The sequence below is a fragment of the Ponticaulis profundi genome (genome assembly GCF_042659465.1).
GTDB lineage: Bacteria > Pseudomonadota > Alphaproteobacteria > Caulobacterales > Hyphomonadaceae > Ponticaulis > Ponticaulis profundi.
The window spans coordinates 341605-365669 of sequence record NZ_JBHSSW010000009.1; the positions used below are offsets into that span (position 1 = coordinate 341605).

Here is a 24065-nt window from a genome sequence, read left to right on the forward strand (position 1 = left end):
AATTGCCTGGCCTTTTTTTATGCTCAGACGCGAACGGGTCGGCAGGTGTTGCAGACAACTGCAGACGGGTCATCTTCCAGCTGCGCAATGGAAATCGGACCATCACAGGTCACGCAGTAGCCGTAATCACCGTTTTCCAGCCGAGACAGAGCGAGCTCGACCCGAAACAGAATGTCAGGCTGCGCAAGAGGGCGCGGCGTTCGAAGTTTATGCGAATGGTCGAATCCCACGCGCGGAGCATGACCAATGGCTGGGCCATTGGACACCGAGCCTGGCAAAACAGGCGAAGAAGAGTTTGTTCGCTTTCCCACAAAATGTATGCTGCTCATGAAAAATCATTCCCGCAAGCAAAAAATTTCATGCTTCATTGGGAAATCCATGCCCCAAATTGATAATTCGTCTGATTTGAGTGCCCTTTATGTCTGATTTGCCTCTGGCAGTTTCCCATCTCACCAAAAGATTTGGCAGCTTCTGCGCCGTGCAGGATGTCTCCTTCGAATTGAGGGGAGGCGAAATACTCGGCTTTCTGGGCCCCAATGGTGCGGGCAAGTCTACCAGTCTTCGACTGGCGCTTGGCATTATGCAGCCAGATGAAGGTCAGTCGCGTATCTATGGGGCGGCGCCGTCACTAAAAAATCTTCATCGGGTTGGCTTTCTTCCGGAAGAGCGCGGTCTCTACAAGCGCATGACAGCGCGAAACGTTATTGCGTATTTCGCCCGTCTGAAGGGGATGAAAAACAGTGACGCGCTCACGCGGGCCGATGAGCTTCTCGAACGGTTCAATCTTTCTGACTTTCGCAAAACCCGCATTTCTCGGCTCTCTAAAGGGATGGCGCAGAAAGTTCAGATCCTGTCCACGCTCGCACACGAACCGGACATCCTGATCCTCGATGAACCTTTTTCCGGTCTCGACCCCGTCAATCAATCTGATCTGGAGCTTCTGATCCGTGAACAGCACGCGCGCGGTGCTTCCATTCTGTTTTCGACACATGTGATGGAACATGCTGAGCGTTTATGTGATCGGCTCGTCATGATGGCGAGCGGTCGAAAAATGTTCGACGGTAGTATGCAGGAAGCGTTTTCGCTTTTGGCTCACAAAGTGCGACTTGCAACGCTACCAGAGCGGGACCTGGCAGCTGAGATGCGGGAAACTGCGTTTGAGGTCGCGCCTTTGCAAGTGGAAGAGGACGATGCCCAGCGCGTATGGTGGGAAGTCACGCTTCCGAGTGGTGCGACGAGTCAGGATGTGCTCACCACCGTGATCCAGAAGGGGATTCTGATCGAGGGTTTCGATCCGGATGAGCGTCGCCTGCGTGACGTCTTCGTGTCTCTTGTTTCGGAAGCGGAACAAAAATATGGAGCGATGCGCCATGGGTAAATTGCTGCTGGTCGCTCGCCGCGAATATCTGGCCTATGTGACGGCATGGGGCTTCTGGCTCGGCCTTTTGTTTACGCCGCTCATTCTGGCGCTTGCCATGGGGCTGCCTCTGCTCATCGAGAAGACACAGCCCGCCCGCTACTATACGGTACTTGAAACGGGCACGACTTTTTCCGATCACCTTACCGAATATCTCAATGATCGGCGTGCGCGCGAGATCGAACGCCTCCTCTCACCAGTATCAGGGCTGAGCGAAGATGCGGACGCAAGTGAAAGGCTGAAGGAATTTCGCAGTCTGCGCGCTCAGGGCACGGCCCTTGAGGCCGCCGTTCTGCAGGTTGCCCCGGAGCTCGTTCCTGCCATTCCCGCACATGATTTTGTTGAGGTTCCGCCGCCTGCACAAAGCATTGACGATCTGATGGCTTATCTCACAGGGGAGAAGCTTGTGTCGGGGCCACTCGGAGCGCGCGAATTGTATGCAGTCTTCATCGTTGGCAACGACCAGATCGAATACTGGAGTGACGATGTCGTATCGACGGATTTTTCACGCATGGGTATGCGGGTCAGCGAACAGATGGCGCTTCGCAACATGTTCGATGCGGAAGGCTTTGACGAGCGCCTGATTGCTGAGACACGCGCGAATGCACTTGAAATTGAACTGCGTAGCCCGTCCGCACAAAGCGAAACCGGTCAGATTGCATTTTCGGACCAAGCACCGTTCTTCATGGCGATCGGGCTTTCCTTTCTGCTCTGGCTGCTGATTTTCTCGGTCGTCAATTATCTGCTGACCGGTACGATTGAAGAGCGCTCCAACAAGATTTTTGATGCACTTCTGACCAGTGTTTCGCTGCCGCAATTGCTGACGGGCAAACTCCTGGGTGTCTTGTTTCTCAGCCTGACGCTCGTCTCGGTCTGGGCCTGTTCCTCGCTGATTTTCAGTCTGGCACTTCAGGATGCGCTGCCGCCGGAGATTTCTCAGGCCCTCGCCGAAGCTCTCAACCCGCGCCTTTTGGCTCCCGCTGTTGTCAGCTTTTTCCTCGGTTACCTGATGTATGGTGCCATGTTTCTGGCGCTCGGATCGCTTTGCGACACCATTCAGGAAGCACAATCCTTACTCAGTCCCGTTTTCATCGTCATGATGATCCCATTGCTGATGATACCGGTTGCCATCAGCAATCCTGGCTCACCTCTGTTGGAAGGGCTGGCCTGGTTTCCTCTGCTGACACCGTTCCTGCTCATTCTTCAGGTACCAAACGATCCGCCGGTTTGGCAGGTGCTTGTGCAGATTCTCTGGATGGGCCTGTTTACAACCGGTGTGCTCTGGGCAGCAACGCGTGTTTACCGGGCCGGTGCTGTGCACGGCGCGGGCCTGACGGAGGCGAGAGGCTGGATGATGGGGTTGATTGGCCGGAAAAAGGCTGCGTCTGCTCACGGCTCAGAAGCGGGTGACCGTTAGCTTTTTTTCCTCGAGCAGCCGGACGAGGCTGTCAGGCCCTGAAAGGTGTCCTGCACCGACGGCGATGAAGATGCGACCGCGCTCGGTGTTCAGCAGGTGCAGTATGGTGTCACGCCAGTCCTTGTTGCGTTCAACGATCAGGATCTCATAAACGTCTGGCAGCATTTCACGCATGTTTTGCATGGTCGAGGCGTCGAGGCTTTCAGCGTCGCCGGCCGCCCAAACGGCAATGAGTTCGCTGAACTCCTCCTTCAGGTCAGGTATCTCGTCGACCGACTGCATGAGAAACTCAAGCTGGGTTTCATCGGGCAGGCTGGCCAGACCAACCGGCACAACCATGCTGCCTTCCAGTGCGCGCTTCTCAATGTCTTTGTTGTCGATCAGGTCCTGAATCCAGGCTTCGCTGCCATATCGTGCATCGAAGTCGAGACGCTCCAGTGCCATCCGTCCAAACAGGATGGAAACCTGCCAGGCGCGTTGTCCATTCAACTTTGCGAAAGGCAGCCCCAGCTCATCAGCCGCGATCTCAAGACGGGCATAGTCTTCTTCACTCAGAAGGTCCGAAAGCAATTTACCTGGCTCGGCCTTCGCCAATTGCCCGTACAGACGCTGATCATCCAGCGTTACATCTTCAGGAATGGCTTCCAGATAAACGATGTCAGATGTCAGAAGTGTGTCTTCAAGCTTCTCGGTTTGCCAGGCCAGCGTTTTGGGAAGCAGGTGGATGGTTCCGAAAAGAAACACTTCGGTATCATCATCGGCCACGCGCCAGATCGCCGGGCCGCTTGTTTCTGGTGTATGGTTCGTCGTGGCTGGCTCTACAGCGGCGCAGGCGCAAACGAACCAGGCCAGACCCAGAACCCAGCTACGGGTGGCAGTGAGCGTATGGGTGAAAATTGTCATGGAGGCCTGCTTTTTCCGGAGAAGGTGAAGCTATCACTTGCGTTTCAAACCTACTCGCCATATCCAGACCGCTCTGGCAATATGCCGGTCTGTAACAGGTAAGCACCCATAGCTCAGCTGGATAGAGCGCTGCCCTCCGAAGGCGGATGTCAAGTCTGGCGATGGTTTCTGGTGTTGGAAGAAAGAAGTGACTAAACAACGGTTTGAGCGGATGTCGGGTTCGCTCTTTAGACCGATATAAATCTCGCGTAAGCATAGCGTAAGCACCTCGCGAACGGTATGCACCCGTAGCTCAGCTGGATAGAGCGTCGCCCTCCGAAGGCGAAGGCCACAGGTTCGAATCCTGTCGGGTGCGCCATGCTTTCAAGCGCAAATTATTTCTCCCAGCCTGCTGAAAAAATTGGACTATCTTCGAATTCATGTGCATCAGATTCGATCATATCGCGATAACAGCGTCAATCTCAGCACTGTTGGATGTGCGATGTAGTCGCCTTTTTCCAAATATAAGGACATAAATGGAAGCGCATCGTGAGTTCGAACATCTCCTCGAAAGGGCCATATTGTTTGGACTGCTCAGATAGGTGATACCAGAGCCTCACTTTTTATGTTCCAGCTTATACGCCAAGGTCGCGGGACAAGCTTCATCCAAAAATCGTATTTCCCATTAGTCACTCCGATTACCCCCACCCCGCACGTGCCGGATAGCGATAGCTCCATGATGCTTCGACAATCATGCGCCTTGCCTCACGGTTGCCGGTCGCCGCGGCAAATTCTGTTTTCGGAAGTATAGTCAGACGTGTGAGGCCCAGATAGGCCATCAACTGTCTCGGGCTGTCAAAGCGCGCCAGATCGCCAACCGATGCAATGAAGGTAGCTGCTGACACAACATCCAGACCATAAAAACAGCGCAACGCCTGTACGATTAATCCAATCCACCATTATGGCACAAGCTCACAAATCCGTTTGGTCAGGGCGTCACGCCGATCTGTAGCCACCAGTCATTCGCGACATCGTCGCATCTGGATGCCCGAATAGACTCAAGATCTCCGGAAAGAAAGTTCGCAGCTTTCAAACACGCAATAGCTCAGCGCTTAAGCTTGTCGAAAAGATCGATCAGCTCTGCGACTTTTTCGCGCTGTTCCGTCGTGTTGCCAGTTGCAATAACATCCTCCACACAGTGTGAGGCATGCTGTTTCAGAAGTTCGCTCTCAGCCCGTGAGAGCGCGGATTTGACGGCCTGCATCTGATGTAGAACTTCGATGCAATACCGATCTTCTTCGAGCATACGCACAAGTCCTCGGACCTGTCCTTCAATTCTCTTGAGCCGGGCAACGACTTTTTCTGACATTGACAAATACCTCTGGGGGGTATTAAGCTTTTTTCTACCTGAAAGGTCAATGCATGCCAGCAGTTCGCACATTTGTCGTTACGCTTCTGGCGCTCCTGTTTGGAGCGCAACAGGCGCTTTGTGCATGCCCAAGTGAACTCTCAGTTTCCCAGATCACCGTTCCATATTCTTCCGCTGATGCTCAGCCGCACGTGGATGATCCATGCGCGGAACACTCCAAAGGCGGAACGGACGAGAACGGCCAACCGTGCGGACATTGCGACACCAGCCTGAAATTGCTGAAGGCGGACGATTCCAGAGCCGCGCTCGTTCCTGCTCCTCTGAAAGTCGCCATCCTTGATGCGTTTCCTGTCGCGCATTCATCGGTTGCGCTGATCGGTAATGCGTATTTTAGCCCGCTTTCAACACGCGGACCGCCTCTGAGGCAAACCCCTGTTTCTCTGAAAACACGCCTTTTGAATTGAGTTCCATGCCTTTGGCCTGCGCCTGAGCGCGAGGCCTCTCGTATGGCGCGATTGGTCTTCGACTGATCGCACGAAAACTCACTTCAAAGGAATATATTATGGTCACCCGAAGACAATTTATCCGGACCAGCGCGCAAGGTGCATTGGTTCTGGGGATGTCGTCCATGCTCCCCGGTTGGGCGCAGTCTGCAACAAACGGAAACACAGGCGTCTCCACAAGAACGGCAACAAATTTCAATCTCACAGTTGGACGTTTTCCTGTCCGTATCGATGGGCGCGCAGGCGAAGCTATCGGCATGAACGGAACGGTTCCTGCACCACTCTTACGCTTTCGTGAAGGCGACGAGATTACGCTGAATGTTACTAACACGCTGAATGAAGACACCTCAGTTCACTGGCATGGATTGTTGGTGCCGTTTCAAATGGATGGTGTGCCCGGCGTGACGTTTCCCGGCATTCGTCCAGGCGAAACCTTCACGTATAAATATGCTGTGCCCCAATCAGGCACCTATTGGTATCACTCTCACTCAGGCCTTCAGGAGCCACTTGGGCATTACGGACCGATCATCATCGATCCGGCAGGTACTGATCCCGTGCAGTATGACCGTGAATACGTACTCGTTCTGTCGGATTGGAGCTTTATGAGTCCCTACCGCATTTTCTCTGAGCTGAAAAAAGCGGGCGATACGCTGAACTACCAGAAGCGAACTGTACCTGACTTTTTGCGGGATGTTCAGGAGCGAGGACTGGATGCAGCATGGGCTGATCGCGCCATGTGGGGCGAGATGCGTATGTCGCCGCGAGATATCGCTGATGTCACGGGCGAAACCTATACTTATCTGATCAATGGTCACGCCACATCGGACAACTGGAATGGCGTCTTCAATGTCGGCGAGCGGATACGGCTCCGCATCATCAATGCGTCGTCTATGTCAATGTTCAACGTTCGCATGCCAGGCCTGCCGATGACAATAGTGGCAGCCGATGGCCTAAATGTTCAGCCCGTTGAAGTCGATGAATTTCAGATGGGCAATGCCGAAACTTACGACGTCATTATCGAACCGAAGGAAGAACGGGCGTTCGCATTCGTGGCGGAAAGCATTGACCGTTCGGGTCAAGTCGTCGCCACTTTCGGTCCACGTCCGGGCATGCGCGCTGAGGCTCCAGCGCTACGCATCGTTCCAACGCTCACCATGCGCGACATGGGTATGAGCCATGACAGTATGGGTCATGACGGAATGAGTGGAATGCCTTCGGGATCGGGTTCGATGACTGGAATGGATCACGGCGCCATGGGCGGAATGGATCATTCCAACCATGGGATGATGGCGGGCACGGGCGGAAGCAGCTGGCCTGTGGAGGCACAAACAATTGAGAGGGGTCCAGGTGTTACAAATATTGCTATGATGCCGACCAGTCGCCTCGATGAGCCGGGCATCGGTCTGGACAATGTCGGGCATCGTGTTTTGCGATACTCTCAATTGCGCAGTTTAGCGCCAAATCCCGACCATCGAATGCCCGGACGCGAAATGGAAATCCATCTCACGTCCAACATGGAACGCTATATGTGGTCGTTTAACGGTGTCGAATTTGCTGACATCACAGCGCCGATTATATTCCACGAAGGCGAGCGCGTGCGGGTGACGCTCATCAATAATACGATGATGCCGCATCCCATTCACTTGCACGGCATGTTCTTCGATCTCGTCAACGGAGCCGGTCACAATAAGCCGCGAAAGCATACCGTGATCGTCAAACCGGGCGAGAAACTTTCATTTGATGTAACTGCTGATCATGTGGGTGACTGGGCATTCCACTGTCACCTCTTCTTCCACATGCATGCAGGTATGATGCAGGTCGTTTCGGTCCTGCCGGACAGTTCATCGTCGATGCCGGGTATGGAGCATCCTCATGGTTCGCACGGCACGGATCACTCAGACATGCACGGCGAAATGGGAAAGGAGGTGCGCTCATGAGCACGATCTCGAAAACCATTCTGATGGGAAGCATACTAAGCGCATTGGTGTCTGCGGCTCCCTCATTCGCGCAAGATCACGGCTATAACTCCGATGGAGAGAAGCTCTGGTCGCAGGCCGATCAATATTATGATGCAGACGAAATGGACGCTGCGCGCGCAAGCGTATTGCATCACAATGGCGACGACCATTTTTACATGTTTTCTCTGGACAGAGCTGAGGTCCAGTTCAAGGACGGCGAGGAAGTCGGCGTCTGGGATGGCTCCTTCTGGTATGGCGGTGACGTAAATAAGCTCTTCATCAGTACTGAAGGCGAATACGCTTTTGAAAGCGATGAATTTGAAGAGGCTGAGGTTCAGGTTCTTTGGTCACGAGCTGTTTCACCTTTCTTCGATATACAGTCAGGTATCCGCTACGATTTTGAACCAGATGGACTGGCACACGCTGTGCTCGGGTTCCAGGGGCTCGCGCCGTACTGGTTTGAACTCAATGGCGCGACATATCTGAGCGAAGAAGGTGATCTGACTGGTGATCTGGAAGGTGAGTATGAGCTCTTCCTGACGCAAAGGCTTATCCTTCAGCCGCGTGCTGAATTGCAGTTCTCTGCACAGGACATACCGGATCGGGACATCGGATCTGGTTTCACCAACCTACAGGCGGGTTTGCGTCTCAGATATGAGTTTGAGCGAGAATTCGCACCCTATGTCGGTGTCGAATATCACAGCGCACTGGGCGACACAGCCAACATGATTGAAGCAGCTGGCGGCAGCAAAGATGACACGGTTTGGGTCATCGGTGTGCGCGCATGGTTTTAGGAGAACAATATGATTGAGATCATTCCAAACTGGCACCCTTTGTTCGTACACTTCACCGTCGCGCTCCTGCTCATTGCTACGCTGTTGTTTGTGATAACCACAGTCTCAGGCAAATCGCGATGGTCGGAGATTTTGAGCGGGACTGCGCACGTCAATCTCTGGCTGGGTGCAGGCTTTTCGCTCATCACCGTGCTTGCCGGATTTTACGCGTACAATACCGTTGCACATGACGGCCCATCGCACGCGGCGATGACGGATCACCGAAATTGGGCGCTTCCAACGGCCAGTGTATGGATTGCACTGGCCATCTGGGCGGGCTTCGGAGCGAAAAAATCAGGCTTCCGGCGTAGCTGGCTCTTTCTGATTGCAACGCTTGCAGCAGCAGGTTTGCTCACAGTCACGGCGTTTAAAGGCGGCGAAGCAGTCTATCGATACGGGCTGGGCGTCATCTCCCTCCCGCAAGTCGAAGGCGATGGAAGCCATGGCAGTCATCACCATGGCGGAGATGATCACGACCACGGCGAAGCAAACGACCACCATGACTCAGATGAGCATGACGTCATGCTTGAAGATGACATGTCAGGTGTCACGACGGAACCAACGAATACTCCATCGAACATACCAATGGAGTCTGAACCCCACAATCATGATGATCACGACCACGATGATCATGATCACTCACACTAAAAGAAAGGAAACACGACAATGAAAAAATTCATGACGATTATCGCTATCTCAGCACTGTTTGGAACGCCTGTCCTCGCACAGGAACATGAACATATGCCGGGACATGACATGACCCATATGGAGGGCGGTATGCATGGCGAGCACATGGGCCATGCTGCAGAGGACGGTGAGCGAGAGGCTATGCCAAGTGTGCGGCAGGTTGAAGCCTCCAAAGTCTGCATGGTCAACGATATGGCTTTCGACAAAGATCAGATCGCTGTCGAAGTCGATGGAAAGACCTATTACGGCTGCTGCCCAATGTGCAAAGACCGCCTTGAATCTGATGCCAGCCTGAGAACGGCGACAGACCCTGTCAGCGGCGCTGAAGTCGACAAGGCGACAGCAGTCATCGGCGCTGATGCAGACGGGAATGTCTATTACTTCGAGTCTGAACACAATCTGCACACCCATATGGGCGTGTGAAATTGACGGCGACACTGGCCACGGGAGCGGGACCGGAAACGGACCCGCTCTTTGGAGCAAATTACTTCACATTGCTCCGATGGGCTCTGGCACTTGGCGTGGTGATAGGTCATGCCTTCATGATTACGACGGGTTATGAAGTAACCCGTATACATGAGTGGACCCTGAGCTATCTCTCAGTGAATGGCTTTTTTATTCTGTCGGGATTGCTGATATCAAAGAGTCTGAACACACGCCCCCAACTTCTGCCATACATTATCTCACGGTTGTTGCGGATAGCGCCCGCACTCATTGTGCTTCTAATTGCACTCATCCTGTTCTTTGGACCAGTTTACGGTGAAAAGACCGGCTTTGATTACCTGACGCAGAGTGAGCCTTGGGCTTATGTCGCAAAAACGCTCGCGATGGGTGACCCTTTGGGTAGGCCTGGAGGGGTGTTCCACGCATCATCAGACCCTCACTTTAATGGCGCGCTCTGGACTATCAGATATGAAGTTCTTGCGTATATTTTAGCCGGTGCCGCATTCTTTGTCGGTGTGCTTCGGTCAGCGCGCAGCGTTTTAATCGCTTTTTTGCTGGTTCAGATAATGTATCTGGCGACCCCAGTCCTGCAGCAACAGAATCTGTCCATTCCGGGTGGAGTAATTTCATTGCTTCGCTTCATGAGCACTTTCCTGATGGGTATGTGTCTCTGGTATTTTCCGGTTTTAAGACATCCTCCTCTATGGAGCCTAGGCTGTTCAGTCGTCTTGTTCGCGGTATTTGGGTGGTCGTTCTTAGGCGAACTATTCGCTAACATCGCGATTGCATTGATCATGATGCGCGCCGGATTGGTACGGTCAGCAAACGCACGGATCGCCAAAATTCCTGATTACTCGTACGGTATTTATATCTGGCATTTCCCGGTCATGCAGAGCCTCGCAATCACGTTTTCTCTCACGAATGCGCCGACGTTATTCCTGATCGGGCTCCCGTTTATCATCATCGTTTCTGCCATTTCGTGGCATTTCGTAGAAAAGCCATCACTTAAGTTCAAGGTGCGACGTATTGAATAAATACCTATAGGGGGTATATGTATTTTAAGAAACTTGAGGCGACCATGACCGATCATCACAATCACGAGCATCACCATCACCACGACCACTCTTGCTGTTCCACCGATCCTGAACAGAAGAGCGCAGGCGCAGATGGCAAGTATGATAAAGTACCATCTGGCTATACAGGCACGGTCTGGACCTGCCCAATGCACCCGCAAGTCCGCGATGTACGGAACTCGGGTTGTCCCATATGCGGCATGGCACTCGAACCCGAGACGCTCAGTGCCACACCCGAGGATGACAGTGAATTAAAAGACATGACCAGACGGTTCTGGGTGAGCGCGTTCCTCGCGTTTCCACTGCTCGTCATTACCATGGGGGAAATGATCCCAGCTTTCGGACATGTTTTCTCCGGCGACTGGAATAAATGGTTCCAGGTTATCTTGGCGACGCCGGTCGTCTTGTGGGGTGGCTATCCCTTCATGGTCCGCGCGGTGCAATCTGTTCGCAGCGGCAATCTGAATATGTTCACTCTGATCGGTCTCGGCGTGTCGGTTGCGTTTGTTTATTCACTCGTCGCGCTATTCTTCCCTCAAATTTTTCCGCCAACCTTCCGTGATCATAGCGGAAATGTTCCCGTCTATTTCGAAGCAGCGGCAGTGATCACAGCGCTAGTGTTGTTGGGACAAGTGCTCGAACTCCGTGCCAGGTCTCAGACATCGGGCGCGATCAGAGCCTTGCTTGAACTCGCGCCGCCAACCGCAAACCTCATCGGTGAGAACGGTGAAGAAAAAGAGGTTCCAGTCGAAGCTTTAAAACAGGGCGACAAGATTCGCGTGCGTCCGGGGGAAAAACTTCCCGTTGATGGCTCGGTGCTGGAAGGCCGTTCTTCTGTAGACGAAAGCATGATCACCGGAGAGCCAATGCCGGTTGAAAAGCACGCTGAAAGTCAGGTCACAGCCGGAACCGTAAACGGCACGGGCATGCTGATCATTCAAGCCGCTAAAGTCGGCGAAGACACCATGCTATCTCAAATCGTGCGAATGGTTTCTGAAGCTCAGCGGAGCCGTGCTCCCATCCAGAAACTGGTCGATATTGTGTCATCCTGGTTCGTGCCTGCTGTCATCCTGACGGCTATTCTGACCTTTATTGTTTGGGCAATCTTTGGCCCTGAACCCGCGATGGCGTTTGCAATCGTGAACGCAGTGGCGGTCCTGATCATTGCCTGTCCATGTGCACTTGGTCTTGCCACCCCGATGTCGATTATGGTGGGCACCGGAAAAGGTGCGCAGCTCGGTGTCCTCATTAAGAACGCCGAGGTTCTTGAGACTTTTGAGAAGGTCAACACACTTATTGTCGATAAAACAGGCACTCTTACCGAAGGAAAACCAAAGCTTCAAAGCCTCAAGCCATCCGACGACATGATGGAAGACACGTTGCTCCAGCTCGTTGCGAGCGTAGAAACCTCCAGCGAACACCCCCTCGCACAAGCCATCGTCAACGCAGCAAGCGAACGTGGCCTGAAGCTTTCTGACGCTTCGAATTTCTCCTCCACAACCGGTGAAGGTGTTGAAGCAGAAGTCGATGGACGGAAAGTCGCCATTGGCAACGCGAAACTTATGCGAACGCTTGGCGTATATAGTGAAGAGATCGGCCGGGAAGCTGACGTTCTTCGTGCGGATGGCCAGACTGTAATGCTGTCTGCAATTGATGGTGCGTTTGCAGGGTTTATTGGCGTTGCAGACCCGATCAAATCGACAACGATTGATGCGATTTCACGGCTCAAAGCAGATGGGTTGAAGATTGTGATGCTGACCGGCGACAATGAAACCACGGCAAGGGCAGTGGCCCAGAAAGTTGGCATTGACGACGTGCGGGCCGATGTTTCGCCAGAAGATAAGCACCGCATCGTTGGTGAATTCCAAGATAGCGGTGCAATTGTTGCCATGGCCGGAGACGGTATCAATGATGCACCTGCTCTTGCACAGGCTAATATCGGGATCGCCATGGGAACGGGCACCGATGTTGCCATCGAGAGTGCTGGGGTCACCTTGGTTCGCGGAGACCTGACCGGTGTAGCTCAGGCACTTGAGTTGTCTCGGGCTGTCATGCGCAATATCCGCCAAAATCTGGTCTTTGCGTTTGGCTACAACACACTCGGCATCCCCGTGGCGGCTGGAGTATTGTTCCCGATTTTCGGGCTACTTCTGTCACCCATGATCGCTGCCGCCGCCATGAGCTTGAGTTCAGTCTCGGTCATCGGCAACGCGTTGCGGCTGCGATCCCTGAAACTTTAAAACTCGATGAGCGCGGGATCAGAACTGGTTCCGCAGATTGGACATAAGAATGCAGCATGACGACTACAAAAAAGGGTCTTTGACTCTCGCGGGCACCGTGGCCATGGGCACTGGTGTCATGATCGGCGCGGGCATATTTGCGCTCACCGGACAAGTCGCAGAGTTTGCCGGTGACTTATATCCTGCTGCTTTCCTGCTTGCCGCGATCATCAGCGGCTTCAGTGCATATTCCTACATCAAGGTATCGAATAAGTTTCCGAGCGCTGGCGGCATTGCTATGATTCTGAAGAAGGCTTACGGGCCGTCAATGATCACAGGCGGTGCGGCGCTGCTCATGGCTTTTTCCATGATCATCAATGAAAGCCTCGTGGCGCGGACGTTCGGCACCTACACGCTCCAGATATTTGGCATTGAAGGAGGAATTTGGGTTCCCATTCTGGCGGTCGGCCTGATCTTGCTGGCCTTTCTGGTCAATATCGCCGGAAACAATGTTATTGGCAGTGTGTCCAAGGTGACGGCATTTCTGAAAATTGGCGGCATTCTGGTATTCGCCGTGATCGCGCTCTGGGCTGGTGGCTTCAGTTTCCAGCCCATGGAGAATGGCCTGGCCGACAAGACATCTGCTGGCGGGTTTCTTGCCGGGGTCGCTCTTGCAATCCTCGCCTATAAAGGCTTCACGACCATCACCAATAGCGGCGACGAGGTGAAAGACCCGAACAAGAATGTTGGCCGAGCAATCATGATCTCATTGGCGATCTGTACGGTTGTCTATCTGCTCGTGTGTCTCGCCGTTGGGGCAACACTCAGTGTTTCGCAAATCGTTGAAGCGAAAGACTATGCATTAGCCGAGGCCGCAAAACCTGCGCTGGGCAATTACGGTTTATGGTTCACCGTTGCGATTGCGATGATCGCAACAGCATCAGGGTTGTTAGCCAGCTTGTTCGCTGTATCCCGCATGTTGACCATGCTGACGAATATGGAGCTGATCCCGCATAGTCATTTCGGCATGCCAGGTCCCATTCAGAAGCACTTACTCGTTTATACCGCAGTAATTGCGGGGCTCCTTGCCGTGTTTTTTGATTTGAGCCGTATCGCTTCACTCGGTGCGATTTTCTACCTTGTGATGGATATTATGATCCATTGGGGCGTGTTCCGGTATCTCCGCAAAGAGGTTGAGGCTTCACCGATTGTGCTTCTTGTCGCCATTGGCCTGGATGTGATCGCGCTGTCTGCTTTCATAGTGCTGAAATGGCAGGCCGACCCTATGATCATCGTCATTGCGATTGTCGGCATGGTGATCGTGTTCGCTTTCGAACGATTCTTCCTTCGTCACTTGCGAAGCCAAAGGTCTGATCAAAGTACGCCGCACGATCACATGAAACCGTCGTGACCGGGTCCATTCTCATCGGCATTCTCACATTCTGCCTCGCAAGTACGGTCCATTATTTTGCGCTGACCCGGCTGCACGGGGTAATCACGGCGCGAATGAAGCCGGGGTATTCGGCAGTGCTGGCTGGCATCTGCGGCGCAGGAGCTGCTCACCTTCTCGAAGCCATGCTTTACGCACTCAGCTTTGCCGTCATGGACGCTACTGGACTAGGCGGATTCAAGGGAGGCGACAGCGATGGTTTCATGGACATCTTCTATTTTTCTCTGGTCAATTACACTTCGCTCGGCCTTGGTGACATCTACCCCACGGGACATTCGAGATTTATGGCTGGGCTGGAATCCCTGAATGGTTTTCTGCTCATCTCCTGCTCAGCCTCGCTGGTGTTCGTTCTGATGCACAAAAATTTTAGCCAGCCAGGCAATAGCTGACGTTGCGTTCTAATTTTTCACGGAACATTGGTCAGCCCGCTCCGTTTCAACCTTCATATACCCCACCGCCGTATAAGGAGGACGCATAAGATGGAAAGCAAAAGCAACTATTGGAAGTTCGGCGCAATGATCGGCACGTCGATGATTGTGATGTTTGGACTGATGTATCTCAACACCTACGCCCTTGAGCACGTGCGGTGGAGTGAAACGCGCTTTTATATGACCTTTATAATGGGCGCTGGCATGGCGGTGGTCATGTTGAGCTTCATGCTGAGCATGTACAAGGATAGCCGGATCAATCTCGCGATCTTTGGCGGTTCCGCCCTCGTTTTCCTGCTTGCCCTGTGGCTTGTGCGCAGCCAGGCGACGGTCGAGGATCGCTCTTACATGAAAGCGATGATCCCGCACCACTCAATTGCTATCATGACGAGCGAACGGGCTGGAATTAAAGACGTGCGTGTTCGCAAGCTCGCTGATGAAATCATCAAGGCTCAGCGCCGTGAGATAAAGGAGATGGACTGGTTGATCAGGGATATCGCTACCAACGGTCCGGCCACGACAGAGGCCGAGGCAGCGGCCAGACCCGTGCCTCCTTTCGAGGGCGAACTCGACCCTGCCGTCCCGTCTGGCTCAGAAGTAGCAGAGCAATAGTCTTAGCATAAAGGTGAACAGTAGGATTCTGCAAAAGAGACTGGAAATATCTTAACTTTCTTCCCAAATAGATACCCTGTATGGGGTATTGTTGAATGTTGAAGACCGAAACAAAAGACGCAGCAGCCCGGCGGCTGGCCCGTATTGAGGGCCAGGTCCGGGGGATATCCAAAATGATCGCCGAGGATCGATATTGTATCGATGTGATCCGGCAGGTGCAGGCGGTGAAGGCCGCCTTGACCGGTCTTGAAGCAACTATTTTGGACGATCACATATCGACCTGTGTTGAACATGCACTGACGGGAGATAGCGTCGAAGATCGGCGGGAAAAGGTCGAAGAGCTGGTTGCAGTCCTTGGCGGGCGCAAGAAATGAACACCCCTCACAAAGTCTTGAAGTAACTTCTTTATGTTTTTGGTCTAAATAAACCGATCGATGCCAATACTGACTCGCCTTCTGACACTGATTGCTGCGACGTTTATCGTCGCACAGCCGGTGCTGGCCTGTCCCCTCATGACCGGGGCAGGCGTTGCGGCGCCGAGCGAGATCAGCACAGCGCATCCGTGTCACGATATGGCGATGGAAGCTGCCGGTCAGGATAACCACCAGCAGGATTCGTCGTCTGACTGCCCTGCCGGGTTTGATTGCGCGCCAATGCTCATTCAGGCGCAATCGGAAACAACGCCGATCGCACCAAATGCTGATCCCGCGCCTGCTCTTCCAGTCATTCTTGCAGCCGCTCCAGTATCGTTTCCGCCGGAAAGACCGTCGCGCTCGACAGGTCCACCCCCCAATGCGGTATTGCAGCCCGAAACTCCAATTTCCCTGAAACAACGCGCCCTGAATTGAGAGCGATGAATCCGGCTGGCTGAATGGCCTGCCGCACTCATCCTTTCAACCAGTTCAGAGGACGCGACCTTGCCTACCCAATTCAGATATTCGCTGTTCGCGATGTGCATCGCTGCAGCGGTGCCGCAATTCGCGACAGCCCAGACATTCGAAGATCTGGAAGCCAGACTTCGCGGACACCCCAGCCTCATCGCGATGGACTATCGCGCGTCAGCCCAGGAAGAACGCGCCGTCGCCGCGATAGCCCTGCCTGATCCTGTCGTTTCGCTGGGGATCAACAACTTCCCGATCTATGATCCTTCGTTCAACGCGTATCTGCCAACCAACAAGGCGGTCGGCATCCGGCAACAATTTCCGAACCTGGCTGGGCGCGAAGCTCGGGCAGGCCAGGCGCGCGCCATGGCTGATCAGACCAGCACGCAATTGGAGGCTCGTTACGCCGCGCTCCGCAGCGATTTGTTGGCGCTCCTGATCGAGAAACGGCGGATCGAGACGCAACGCTCGCTCGCGAATGCCCGGAATGCAAAATATGATGAATTGCTCGATGTCGCCGAAGCCGAAATCGATTCCGGGCGCCCCGTCGTCTATCGCCTGGCCGAGATCGAAGGTGAACGCACGGAGGTCGACCGGACCTTGGTCGACCTCGACAAGCAGGAAGCCGAAATCAATGCCCGCTTCATCGATCTCGTCGGGCTCGTGCCCGTCGGAACTGATCCGCAAGTGACACTTGAACCGTGGTCGGGCCGCGCCCTCGACTTTCACCTCGTGCGTGTTGCCGAGAGCGAAATCGAGGTGACCGATTACGCGATCGACGAGGCGAAGTCGGAATGGAAGCCTGAGTGGGGCGCTCAGCTCACCTATCAGCAACGGGACGCAGGCGCCATGTTCGCTGGCGACGACTGGGTCTCGGGAATGGTGACCTTTACGGTACCGATCTGGGCCGAGCGCAAACAGGCGCCCAGGCTGCGCGCTGCCAAAGCTGAACGGGCCAGCGCCGAGCAGCGCTACCAGGCTGCGGCCCGGACCGCTGCAGTTCAATATTCAGCTCTCGACGCCGCCATCCGATCCGCGGAACGGTCCATGTCGGTCATCCAGACAAGGATCAGCGCGATCGAGGATGAAGTCGCTGCGCAGCTGACGATCTATGAATCAGGCGTCGGCGGGTATGCCCCCATTATCGACGGCGAGATCGCCATTCTCAAACTCAAATCGGAGATCGCGGCCGAGCAGTCCCGCAGGGACATCGCTACGGCCCGATCGAACGCGCTTTTGGTGCAGCCATGAACAAATCAGCTCTTATTCTCTTTGCCGCATCAGCCGCCTTGCTCGCAGGATGTGGCGCGCAGCCCTCGTCGTCCACTCCGCATGTCGGGGGCACCGATGGGCCGACCGAGACCGTGCAGCAATACACCTGTCCGATGCACCCCCATTACGTTTCAACCGACCCGGACGGATCGTGTCCGATCTGCGGCATGGACCTTGTGCCAGCCACAGCGTCCGCTGCGCCGCCGGCAAAGGGTGAGATCCTCTATTACAAGCATCCGATGGGGCAGCCTGACACGTCGCCCGTGCCGAAGAAGGACTCCATGGGCATGGATTATATCCCCGTCTATGCCGAGCCAGCTGGAGGCGGCGTGACCGTTGCTCCGGAAATGGTCCAGACGATGGGGATCCGAACCGCTCCTGTGGAGCTGACGCCGCTCGGAGAAACACTTCGCGCCTTTGGAACTGTCGAGACAAATGAGCGTCTGGAGAACGCCGCTGTCTCGAGGCTCGAGGGCTGGATCGAAAACCTTTCCGTCAACGCTGTTGGTGACACTGTAAACCGCGGTCGTTTGCTGTACCGGATATATAGCCCGGACCTCGTGGCCGGGCAGAAAGATCTGCTCAATTCACTCAAGATTGGAAATGAAGCGCGAATAGCGTCTGTCACACAGCGCCTGCGCTCGCTCGGCATGCAGGACGCGGCCATTCAGCAGGTCAAGGACTCTGGCAAGATCATCGAACGCGTGCCGGTTTACGCTGAAGCAAGCGGCACGGTCGCCGAATTGCAGATCCGCAACGGAGACTATGTCAAACCCGGCACGCCGATCATGCGCCTTCAATCCTATGCCGGCGTCTGGGTCATCGCCTCGATACCTGAAAGCGACCTTGCACTTATCAACACAGATATACCCGTCGACCTACGTTTTCCGAGCGCGCCAGACGCAAACAGCGGTGGGCGTATTGATTACATCTACCCGACCATTGACCCACAAACCCGTACCGGAAAGGTGCGGATAGAACTCGCAAATGAAGGCGGCATGCTGAGGCCTGGGGCCTATGCGGACATTGCGTTCGACCTCGGGGCTGGAGAACGCTTGTCTGTTCCGACAGAGGCCATCCTGTATGGCAGCGACGGAGCACGGGTTGTCATCGCCGAAGGTCGTGGCCGCTTCGCGAGTCGACCTGTGAAGATCGGACTTTCGGCAGGCGGTCGGACGGAAATCCTCTCTGGACTGAGTGTTGGAGAACAGGTCGTCGCGAGCGGCCAGTTTCTTCTCGATAGCGAAGCCAGCCTGCGCGAAGGACTTGCCAAGCTTGATCCGTCTCGCTCGACCGGTTTTGGCCCTGACACCCCACTGGACGCCCTTCCGATGGATGCCGGGACACTCGCGAAGCTCGATCACTTCACCGATATGGCACTCTACTTTCACGAAGCGGTGACGGACGGATATGATATTGACCCCTACTTTGTAGATCCCGCTCTGACACTGTCGGCCGACTTGTCCTCCCAGTTTGCTGCAACGCGATTGACGCCTGTGATAGAGCGGAGCGTGACGGCGCTTGAGGCAGCAAAAGCGGCCGGATCCCGCCAGCAGCTCGCCGACGCGCTCGCTCAACTGGTGAAAGCGCTGGAGCCCTGGCTCCTGAATGGCGCACCACAACATTACAGCAATGCCGGTTTGACGCTTCATCGAGACGAGGCATCGGGACGCCTCTGGCTGCAGGACCGTGCCCCGGTCATGAACCCTTACGGCGACGGCGCAGCCGTCCGCCTGCCGTGGCCCAACCCGATGAGCGACGCGGGCGATCGCAAAGGTGCAAATGCCCTCAAAAATGACGGGGCGCCCCAATGACACATCAGGACAAAGACCAGCTCGCCGGCAATGATCCGTCGAAATCCTGGGTAGCCGGACTGATTTCCTGGTCGGTTACGAACCAGCTCATCGTCCTGATGCTAGCCGCGGCGCTCGCGGTGACCGGCTGGATGGCCGTTCAACGCACCCCCTTGGACGCGGTGCCTGACCTGACTGACACACAAGTCATTATCCGGACCGAGTTTCCCGGACAGAGCCCGCAGATTGTCGAGGATCTCGTTACCTATCCACTCTCGACCAATTTACTTGGGCTGCCGCGCACGAAGGATGTTCGCGGTTCGTCCATGTTCGGCACCAGTTTCGTCTACGTCATCTTCGAAGATGATGTTGATCTTTACTGGGCGCGTTCGCGCGTGCTGGAAGCCCTGTCGCGGCTTGGCTCACAATTACCGGAGGGCGCAGTACCCCAGATCGGGCCGGACGCAACAGGTGTCGGCTGGGTTTACCAGTACGCGCTCGTCGACAAGACCGGCCGGACGGACCTTGCTGAGCTGCGCTCTTTGCAGGACTGGTTCCTGAAGCTGGAGCTGGCTGGTGTCGATGGGGTTGCGGAGGTTGCCTCGGTTGGCGGATTCGTGCGCGAGTATCAGGTCCTAATTGACCCCAACCGGTTGCGCAGCTTCGATGTATCCATCGCAAGATTGGTCGACGCAATTCGCGCAGCTTCGCGGGAGGTTGGCGGCCGCGTCCTTGAGCAGGGCGAGACTGAGTTTGTCATCCGCTCGTCCGGCTATGTCGATGACCGTATAGATCTCGAACAGGTTGTGTTGAAATCCGAAAGTGGCACACCTGTTCAGCTGCGCGATCTTGCACGCATCGTCGAAGGACCTGCACTGCGCCGTGGTATCGTTGAGCTCAACGGTGAAGGCGAGACGGTATCCGGCATCGTCGTCATGCGAGATGGCGAGAATGCGCTGGATGTGATCGGACGGGTGAAGGCGAAACTTGCCAGCCTGGAGCGTGGTCTGCCTGAAGGCGTCGAGATCGTCACCGTCTACGACCGCGCGCCCCTCATCGAAGGTTCCGTCGACTATCTGAAGCATAAGCTGGTGGAGGAAGGCCTCGCAGTTGCCCTCGTCATCCTGATTTTCCTGCTGCATGTGCGCTCATCGCTGGTCGCAATAATAACGCTGCCGCTAGGCGTTCTGGGCGCCTTCCTGATCATGTCCTGGCAAGGTGTCACTGCAAACATCATGTCGCTCGGCGGCATTGCCATCGCGATCGGCGCAATGGTCGACGCTTCCATCGTGCTCGTTGAAAATGCCAGCCGCAAATTATCCGAACTCGGTCCGAAACCGGATCCCGCCCTTCGCCGCGAAGCGCTTGTGGAGGCGTCAAAGGAAGTAGGCCCCGGGATTTTCTTTTCCCTGCTCATTATCACCGTTTCCTTCCTGCCCGTTTTCGCGCTGACGGGACAAAGCTTCAGGCTGTTCAGCCCGCTGGCCTATACAAAGACCTATGCGATGGCATTTGCCGCCATCCTTTCGGTGACCTTGGTCCCCGTGCTCATGCTGTATCTGATGCGCGGACGGTTCAGGCGAGAAGAGGCCAATCCGCTGAATGCTTTCTTCGTCTGGGCCTATAAGCCAATCCTGCACCTTGCCTTGCGTTTCAAGTGGATCACCATCGCATTGGCGGTGCTGCTGACGGCCAGCGTCATCATGCCCATTCAGCGCCTTGGGTCGGAGTTCATGCCGGCCCTTTACGAGGGCGAACTTCTCTACATGCCGACAACCTTGCCCGGCGCCTCATCAACTAAGATGCGCGAAATCCTTGGTCAGACCAATCGGGTCATCTCCACAGTGCCAGAGGTCGAGCGGGTTTTCGGAAAAGCCGGGCGGGCAGATACCGCAACCGATCCTGCCCCCCTTACCATGATCGAAACTTGGATCCGGCTGAAACCCAAGTCTGAATGGCGGCCCGGCATCACAATTGACGACATCACGGACGAATTGAATGCGCGCCTTGAAATGCCGGGTCTCGTTAACTCCTGGGGTTATCCGATCAAGATCCGGATGGACATGGTCTCGACCGGTATTCGAACACCGCTGGGCATCAAGGTAACCGGAGACAATCTCGATCAGATCGAGGCGATCAGCCGCCAGATCGAACAGGTCGCAACGGATATTCCCGGCACCCGATCCGCTTTTGCGGACCGGGTCATGGGCGGCAAGTATCTCGAAATCGAGCCGGACCGCGCTGAACTCGCCCGGCGCGAAATCGACATGGCAACATTCCAGTCGGTCGTGCAGACCGCACTCGGCGGGATGTCCCTTGCCCAGTCGGTAGAGGGTCGCGAACGCTACAATATCATGCTGCGCTACGATCGTCCGTTCCGTGAGGACACTGGTGATCTTGACCGCATCCTCGTTCCAGCACCAGGAGGCGCGCACATCCCTATCGGTGAATTGGCTTCTATTTCGTACACGGAGGGTCCGCCAATGATCCGGTCGGAGAATGCGCGCCTCACAGGTTGGGTCTTCGTCGACATTGCAGATCGCGATATAGGAAGTTACGTCTCCGAAGCGCGCGAACGGATCGCCTCTACGGTTGATCTTCCGCCCGGCTACGCCGTGGAGTTTTCCGGTCAGTACGAGCAGATGCAGGAGGCGAATGCCCGCCTGAGAGTGGCCATTCCGGCTGCGGTTGGGCTGATCTTCCTGCTGCTGATGCTCCACTTTGGCCGGCTGGACCGGACACTTATCATCATGGCGAGCCTGCCCTTCGGCCTGATTGGTGGTTTGTGGGTGGTCTGGCTGGCTGGCTACAACCTCTCAGTCGCAGTTGCCGTTGGCTTCATTGCCCTAGGTGGCATCGCGGTCGAAACAGCCGTGGTCATGCTGCTCTACATTGACAGCGAAGTTCGCAAGGCCAGGCCGGACGACTTGCCCGGCCTGTTTGCGGCAGTCAGCAAGGGGGCTGCCATGCGCGTCCGCCCGAAATTGATGACAGTGACAACGATCTTTGCAGGTCTCGCGCCAATTTTCCTGACAGATGGATTGGGCAGCGATGTGATGCGCCGCATCGCCCTGCCGATGATCGGCGGCATGGCCTCGACGCTGGTCCTCACCCTCATCGTGATCCCCGCCATCTATTACATTCGGGTCGGATTACAGCTTCCATCTGATCGACCCCCAGCCCAACCGGATGACCGGTCCGGCTCATTCGCCCCCAAAGGAGAAACCTCATGACCAGACGCTTACCGAAAATATCGCTTGTTATCCCATTACTAATGGGTGGAGCGCTCCAGCCAGCGGCCGCACAGGAGCGTGCACCAGACAGGATGATGATGGATGGCGGCATGATGGGCAGCGGGCTGTTCGGCATGATCCTCATGCTGCTTGCCGTGCTTTTCCTCCTCCTCGGGATCGCCGCTCTCATCAAGTATCTGAGATCGAAATAGCCCCTTATCCATCCAACCCCTTCCCCCGCCCCGGCGCATGACGGGGGCCGTTCCCAGAGACGCGCCAACACTTTCAAACCAAAGGACAATACACATGCGAGTTTCCAGTCTGAAAATCCTTCTGGCAGGAGCCACCCTGTCTGCAACCCTGTTTGGATCTGCGTTTGCCCAGGGTCACGACATGAAGATGGACGGGATGAAGGGGCACGATATGGATATGATGGCCTCATGCGATGACATGGCGCCGGGATATGGTGTCATCAATAGTATCGACGCTGACGGCCGTAGGCTCAACATGACCCATGACCCCATCGAGAAGCTTGGCTGGGGCGCCATGACGATGGATTTCCAAGTCGTGGACACGGTCGATCTTGATAAAATCAGTGCCGGGACGAATGTCCACTTCATGCTCAAAGAAGAAGGTAACAACCAGACCATCGCCATGCTCATGCCGTTTGAAGGCGACCGTGCGGAATTCAAGCAGAGCATGATGGAGAACATGAGATCAGGCGACATGATGATGTGTGACGGCAAGTCCCACGGCGACGACACCCAAAGCATGTCGCACGGAGATCATCACGGCACCGACCACTAGTCGGACGGCACCGCGCGTCCTGTCCCATCCGCGAGTATGGGACAGGACCTCATTGCTTACAGAGAAGGATCTTGGAATGCCCCCCCTCTTTACATTACCGCTCGCAGCGGTCGCATTGCTCCTGACCGCCTGCGGAGACTCCCCCCCTCCAGCGCAAGACGCGTCGACATCGATGGACGCCTCGCAAGACAGCATGGCAGAAGATGCGACACAGGAACCGGTGCTGAACGGCGGGGTCGGGCAGGCTACCGGGACAATCGAGTCTATCGGCGCAGACCGCAACTTTGTGACTATTGATCATGGCCCCTTCGACGGCATCGACATGGGCGCCATGACGATGGGGTTTGAGGTGATGGGGGACACCGATCTTTCTGGTTTCACCGAAGGCGATGTGGTCATGTTCGAGGTCAAGCGCGGACGCGACGGCTCCTACCGCATCCAGGAGATTTGCAGAAAGTCCTCAGAGGAAGAGAACTGCCTTGGCGCATTCTGAGATAGACGGCATGCCACCTGTCAGTGTCGCCCACTTGTGAAGGCGCCGGCGACACCTCGCGGGTGTCGCCGGGCTTCGGGTTCGCGTATCTCAGATCAGAGCGAGGGATCTTCAAGCACGTGCTGCTTGCACATCCTGTATTTCAAAGATCTGGCTTCTCCGCCCGCGCGAACTCTTGAGCGGGAGGGGATCGGTCCACACGCTTCGCGAACAGCATCCGTTTGTTCCGCCGTCATTGGTTTTACCCAATCTGGCGCAGCGACGCAGGCGCTCAGACCAGTCGCGGCAAGCAGA

The 24065-nt window shown here is 55.3% G+C and carries 24 protein-coding genes and 1 tRNA gene; 21 read left to right on the forward strand and 4 right to left on the reverse strand.

What is annotated here, in order from left to right; genetic code table 11:
* Positions 1–23: 23 nt before the first annotated feature.
* Positions 24–329 carry a TraR/DksA family transcriptional regulator gene (locus ACFQDM_RS09165; protein WP_377378323.1) on the reverse strand — a complete coding sequence of 102 codons (306 nt, stop codon included), beginning with the start codon at positions 327–329 and terminating at the stop codon, positions 24–26.
* An 89-nt stretch (positions 330–418) separates the two neighbouring features.
* Here ACFQDM_RS09165 and ACFQDM_RS09170 point away from each other — a divergent pair, with 89 nt between their 5' ends.
* The gene (locus ACFQDM_RS09170; RefSeq protein ID WP_377378325.1) at positions 419–1378 is read left to right on the forward strand and encodes an ABC transporter ATP-binding protein; all 960 of its coding nucleotides are present in this window, start codon (positions 419–421) and stop codon (positions 1376–1378) included.
* Positions 1371–2834: an ABC transporter permease gene (locus tag ACFQDM_RS09175; RefSeq protein WP_377378326.1), complete on the forward strand. Its 1464-nt coding sequence runs from the start codon at positions 1371–1373 to the stop codon at positions 2832–2834. The genes ACFQDM_RS09170 and ACFQDM_RS09175 overlap by 8 nt, the downstream gene beginning before the upstream one ends.
* Here the strand turns inward: ACFQDM_RS09175 and ACFQDM_RS09180 are convergent.
* On the reverse strand, positions 2814–3737 hold the full coding sequence (locus ACFQDM_RS09180) for a TraB/GumN family protein (protein ID WP_377378327.1): 924 nt from the start codon (positions 3735–3737) through the stop codon (positions 2814–2816). The two genes, ACFQDM_RS09175 and ACFQDM_RS09180, sit on opposite strands and share 21 nt — an antisense overlap.
* A gap of 281 nt (positions 3738–4018) precedes the next feature.
* Between ACFQDM_RS09180 and ACFQDM_RS09185 the strand changes: the two genes are divergently transcribed.
* Positions 4019–4095 (forward strand) — tRNA-Arg (locus ACFQDM_RS09185).
* A 319-nt stretch (positions 4096–4414) separates the two neighbouring features.
* Here ACFQDM_RS09185 and ACFQDM_RS09190 read toward each other — a convergent pair.
* Both ACFQDM_RS09190 and ACFQDM_RS09195 read right to left on the reverse strand, forming a co-directional pair.
* On the reverse strand, positions 4415–4648 hold the full coding sequence (locus ACFQDM_RS09190; RefSeq protein WP_377378329.1) for a transposase: 234 nt from the start codon (positions 4646–4648) through the stop codon (positions 4415–4417).
* A gap of 173 nt (positions 4649–4821) precedes the next feature.
* Complete coding sequence (locus tag ACFQDM_RS09195) at positions 4822–5085, reverse strand: metal-sensitive transcriptional regulator (protein ID WP_377378331.1); 264 nt, start codon at positions 5083–5085, stop codon at positions 4822–4824.
* A 53-nt stretch (positions 5086–5138) separates the two neighbouring features.
* Here ACFQDM_RS09195 and ACFQDM_RS09200 point away from each other — a divergent pair, with 53 nt between their 5' ends.
* From ACFQDM_RS09200 to ACFQDM_RS09285, 18 genes are all read left to right on the forward strand, one after another.
* Positions 5139–5549, forward strand: a complete 411-nt coding sequence (locus ACFQDM_RS09200) for a hypothetical protein (RefSeq protein WP_377378332.1) — start codon at positions 5139–5141, stop codon at positions 5547–5549.
* A 98-nt stretch (positions 5550–5647) separates the two neighbouring features.
* Positions 5648–7525 carry a copper resistance system multicopper oxidase gene (locus ACFQDM_RS09205; RefSeq protein ID WP_377378334.1) on the forward strand — a complete coding sequence of 626 codons (1878 nt, stop codon included), beginning with the start codon at positions 5648–5650 and terminating at the stop codon, positions 7523–7525.
* Positions 7522–8340, forward strand: coding sequence for a copper resistance protein B (locus ACFQDM_RS09210; RefSeq protein WP_377378335.1), 819 nt, complete (start codon positions 7522–7524; stop codon positions 8338–8340). The genes ACFQDM_RS09205 and ACFQDM_RS09210 overlap by 4 nt, the downstream gene beginning before the upstream one ends.
* A 9-nt stretch (positions 8341–8349) precedes the next feature.
* Positions 8350–9027, forward strand: a complete 678-nt coding sequence (locus ACFQDM_RS09215) for a DUF2231 domain-containing protein (RefSeq protein WP_377378337.1) — start codon at positions 8350–8352, stop codon at positions 9025–9027.
* Positions 9028–9045: 18 nt separating this feature from the next.
* Entirely contained in the window at positions 9046–9489 is a 444-nt protein-coding gene (locus tag ACFQDM_RS09220; RefSeq protein ID WP_377378339.1) for a hypothetical protein, read from the forward strand.
* A gap of 2 nt (positions 9490–9491) precedes the next feature.
* Positions 9492–10544, forward strand: coding sequence for an acyltransferase family protein (locus ACFQDM_RS09225; protein ID WP_377378341.1), 1053 nt, complete (start codon positions 9492–9494; stop codon positions 10542–10544).
* A 17-nt stretch (positions 10545–10561) separates the two neighbouring features.
* Positions 10562–12823: a copper-transporting P-type ATPase gene (locus tag ACFQDM_RS09230; protein ID WP_377378343.1), complete on the forward strand. Its 2262-nt coding sequence runs from the start codon at positions 10562–10564 to the stop codon at positions 12821–12823.
* 49 nt (positions 12824–12872) lie between these two features.
* On the forward strand, positions 12873–14213 hold the full coding sequence (locus ACFQDM_RS09235) for an APC family permease (protein WP_377378345.1): 1341 nt from the start codon (positions 12873–12875) through the stop codon (positions 14211–14213).
* Positions 14210–14641 (forward strand): ion channel, encoded by a 432-nt coding sequence (locus ACFQDM_RS09240; protein ID WP_377378347.1) that lies wholly within the window; start codon positions 14210–14212, stop codon positions 14639–14641. Before ACFQDM_RS09235 ends, ACFQDM_RS09240 begins: the two co-directional genes overlap by 4 nt.
* Positions 14642–14731: 90 nt before the next feature.
* A complete protein-coding gene (locus tag ACFQDM_RS09245; RefSeq protein ID WP_377378349.1) occupies positions 14732–15292 on the forward strand; it encodes a DUF305 domain-containing protein in 561 nt (186 codons plus the stop codon).
* 98 nt (positions 15293–15390) lie between these two features.
* Positions 15391–15666: a metal-sensitive transcriptional regulator gene (locus ACFQDM_RS09250; RefSeq protein ID WP_377378386.1), complete on the forward strand. Its 276-nt coding sequence runs from the start codon at positions 15391–15393 to the stop codon at positions 15664–15666.
* A gap of 60 nt (positions 15667–15726) precedes the next feature.
* The gene (locus ACFQDM_RS09255; RefSeq protein WP_377378351.1) at positions 15727–16140 is read left to right on the forward strand and encodes a hypothetical protein; all 414 of its coding nucleotides are present in this window, start codon (positions 15727–15729) and stop codon (positions 16138–16140) included.
* A 69-nt stretch (positions 16141–16209) separates the two neighbouring features.
* Positions 16210–17424 (forward strand): TolC family protein, encoded by a 1215-nt coding sequence (locus ACFQDM_RS09260; RefSeq protein ID WP_377378352.1) that lies wholly within the window; start codon positions 16210–16212, stop codon positions 17422–17424.
* Positions 17421–19259 carry an efflux RND transporter periplasmic adaptor subunit gene (locus tag ACFQDM_RS09265; protein WP_377378354.1) on the forward strand — a complete coding sequence of 613 codons (1839 nt, stop codon included), beginning with the start codon at positions 17421–17423 and terminating at the stop codon, positions 19257–19259. The genes ACFQDM_RS09260 and ACFQDM_RS09265 overlap by 4 nt, the downstream gene beginning before the upstream one ends.
* Positions 19256–22471, forward strand: a complete 3216-nt coding sequence (locus tag ACFQDM_RS09270; protein WP_377378356.1) for an efflux RND transporter permease subunit — start codon at positions 19256–19258, stop codon at positions 22469–22471. Before ACFQDM_RS09265 ends, ACFQDM_RS09270 begins: the two co-directional genes overlap by 4 nt.
* Positions 22468–22683, forward strand: a complete 216-nt coding sequence (locus ACFQDM_RS09275; RefSeq protein WP_377378358.1) for a hypothetical protein — start codon at positions 22468–22470, stop codon at positions 22681–22683. Before ACFQDM_RS09270 ends, ACFQDM_RS09275 begins: the two co-directional genes overlap by 4 nt.
* 94 nt (positions 22684–22777) lie before the next feature.
* Positions 22778–23278 carry a copper-binding protein gene (locus tag ACFQDM_RS09280; RefSeq protein ID WP_377378359.1) on the forward strand — a complete coding sequence of 167 codons (501 nt, stop codon included), beginning with the start codon at positions 22778–22780 and terminating at the stop codon, positions 23276–23278.
* A gap of 193 nt (positions 23279–23471) precedes the next feature.
* Positions 23472–23771, forward strand: a complete 300-nt coding sequence (locus tag ACFQDM_RS09285) for a copper-binding protein (RefSeq protein ID WP_377378361.1) — start codon at positions 23472–23474, stop codon at positions 23769–23771.
* Positions 23772–24065: the final 294 nt, after the last annotated feature.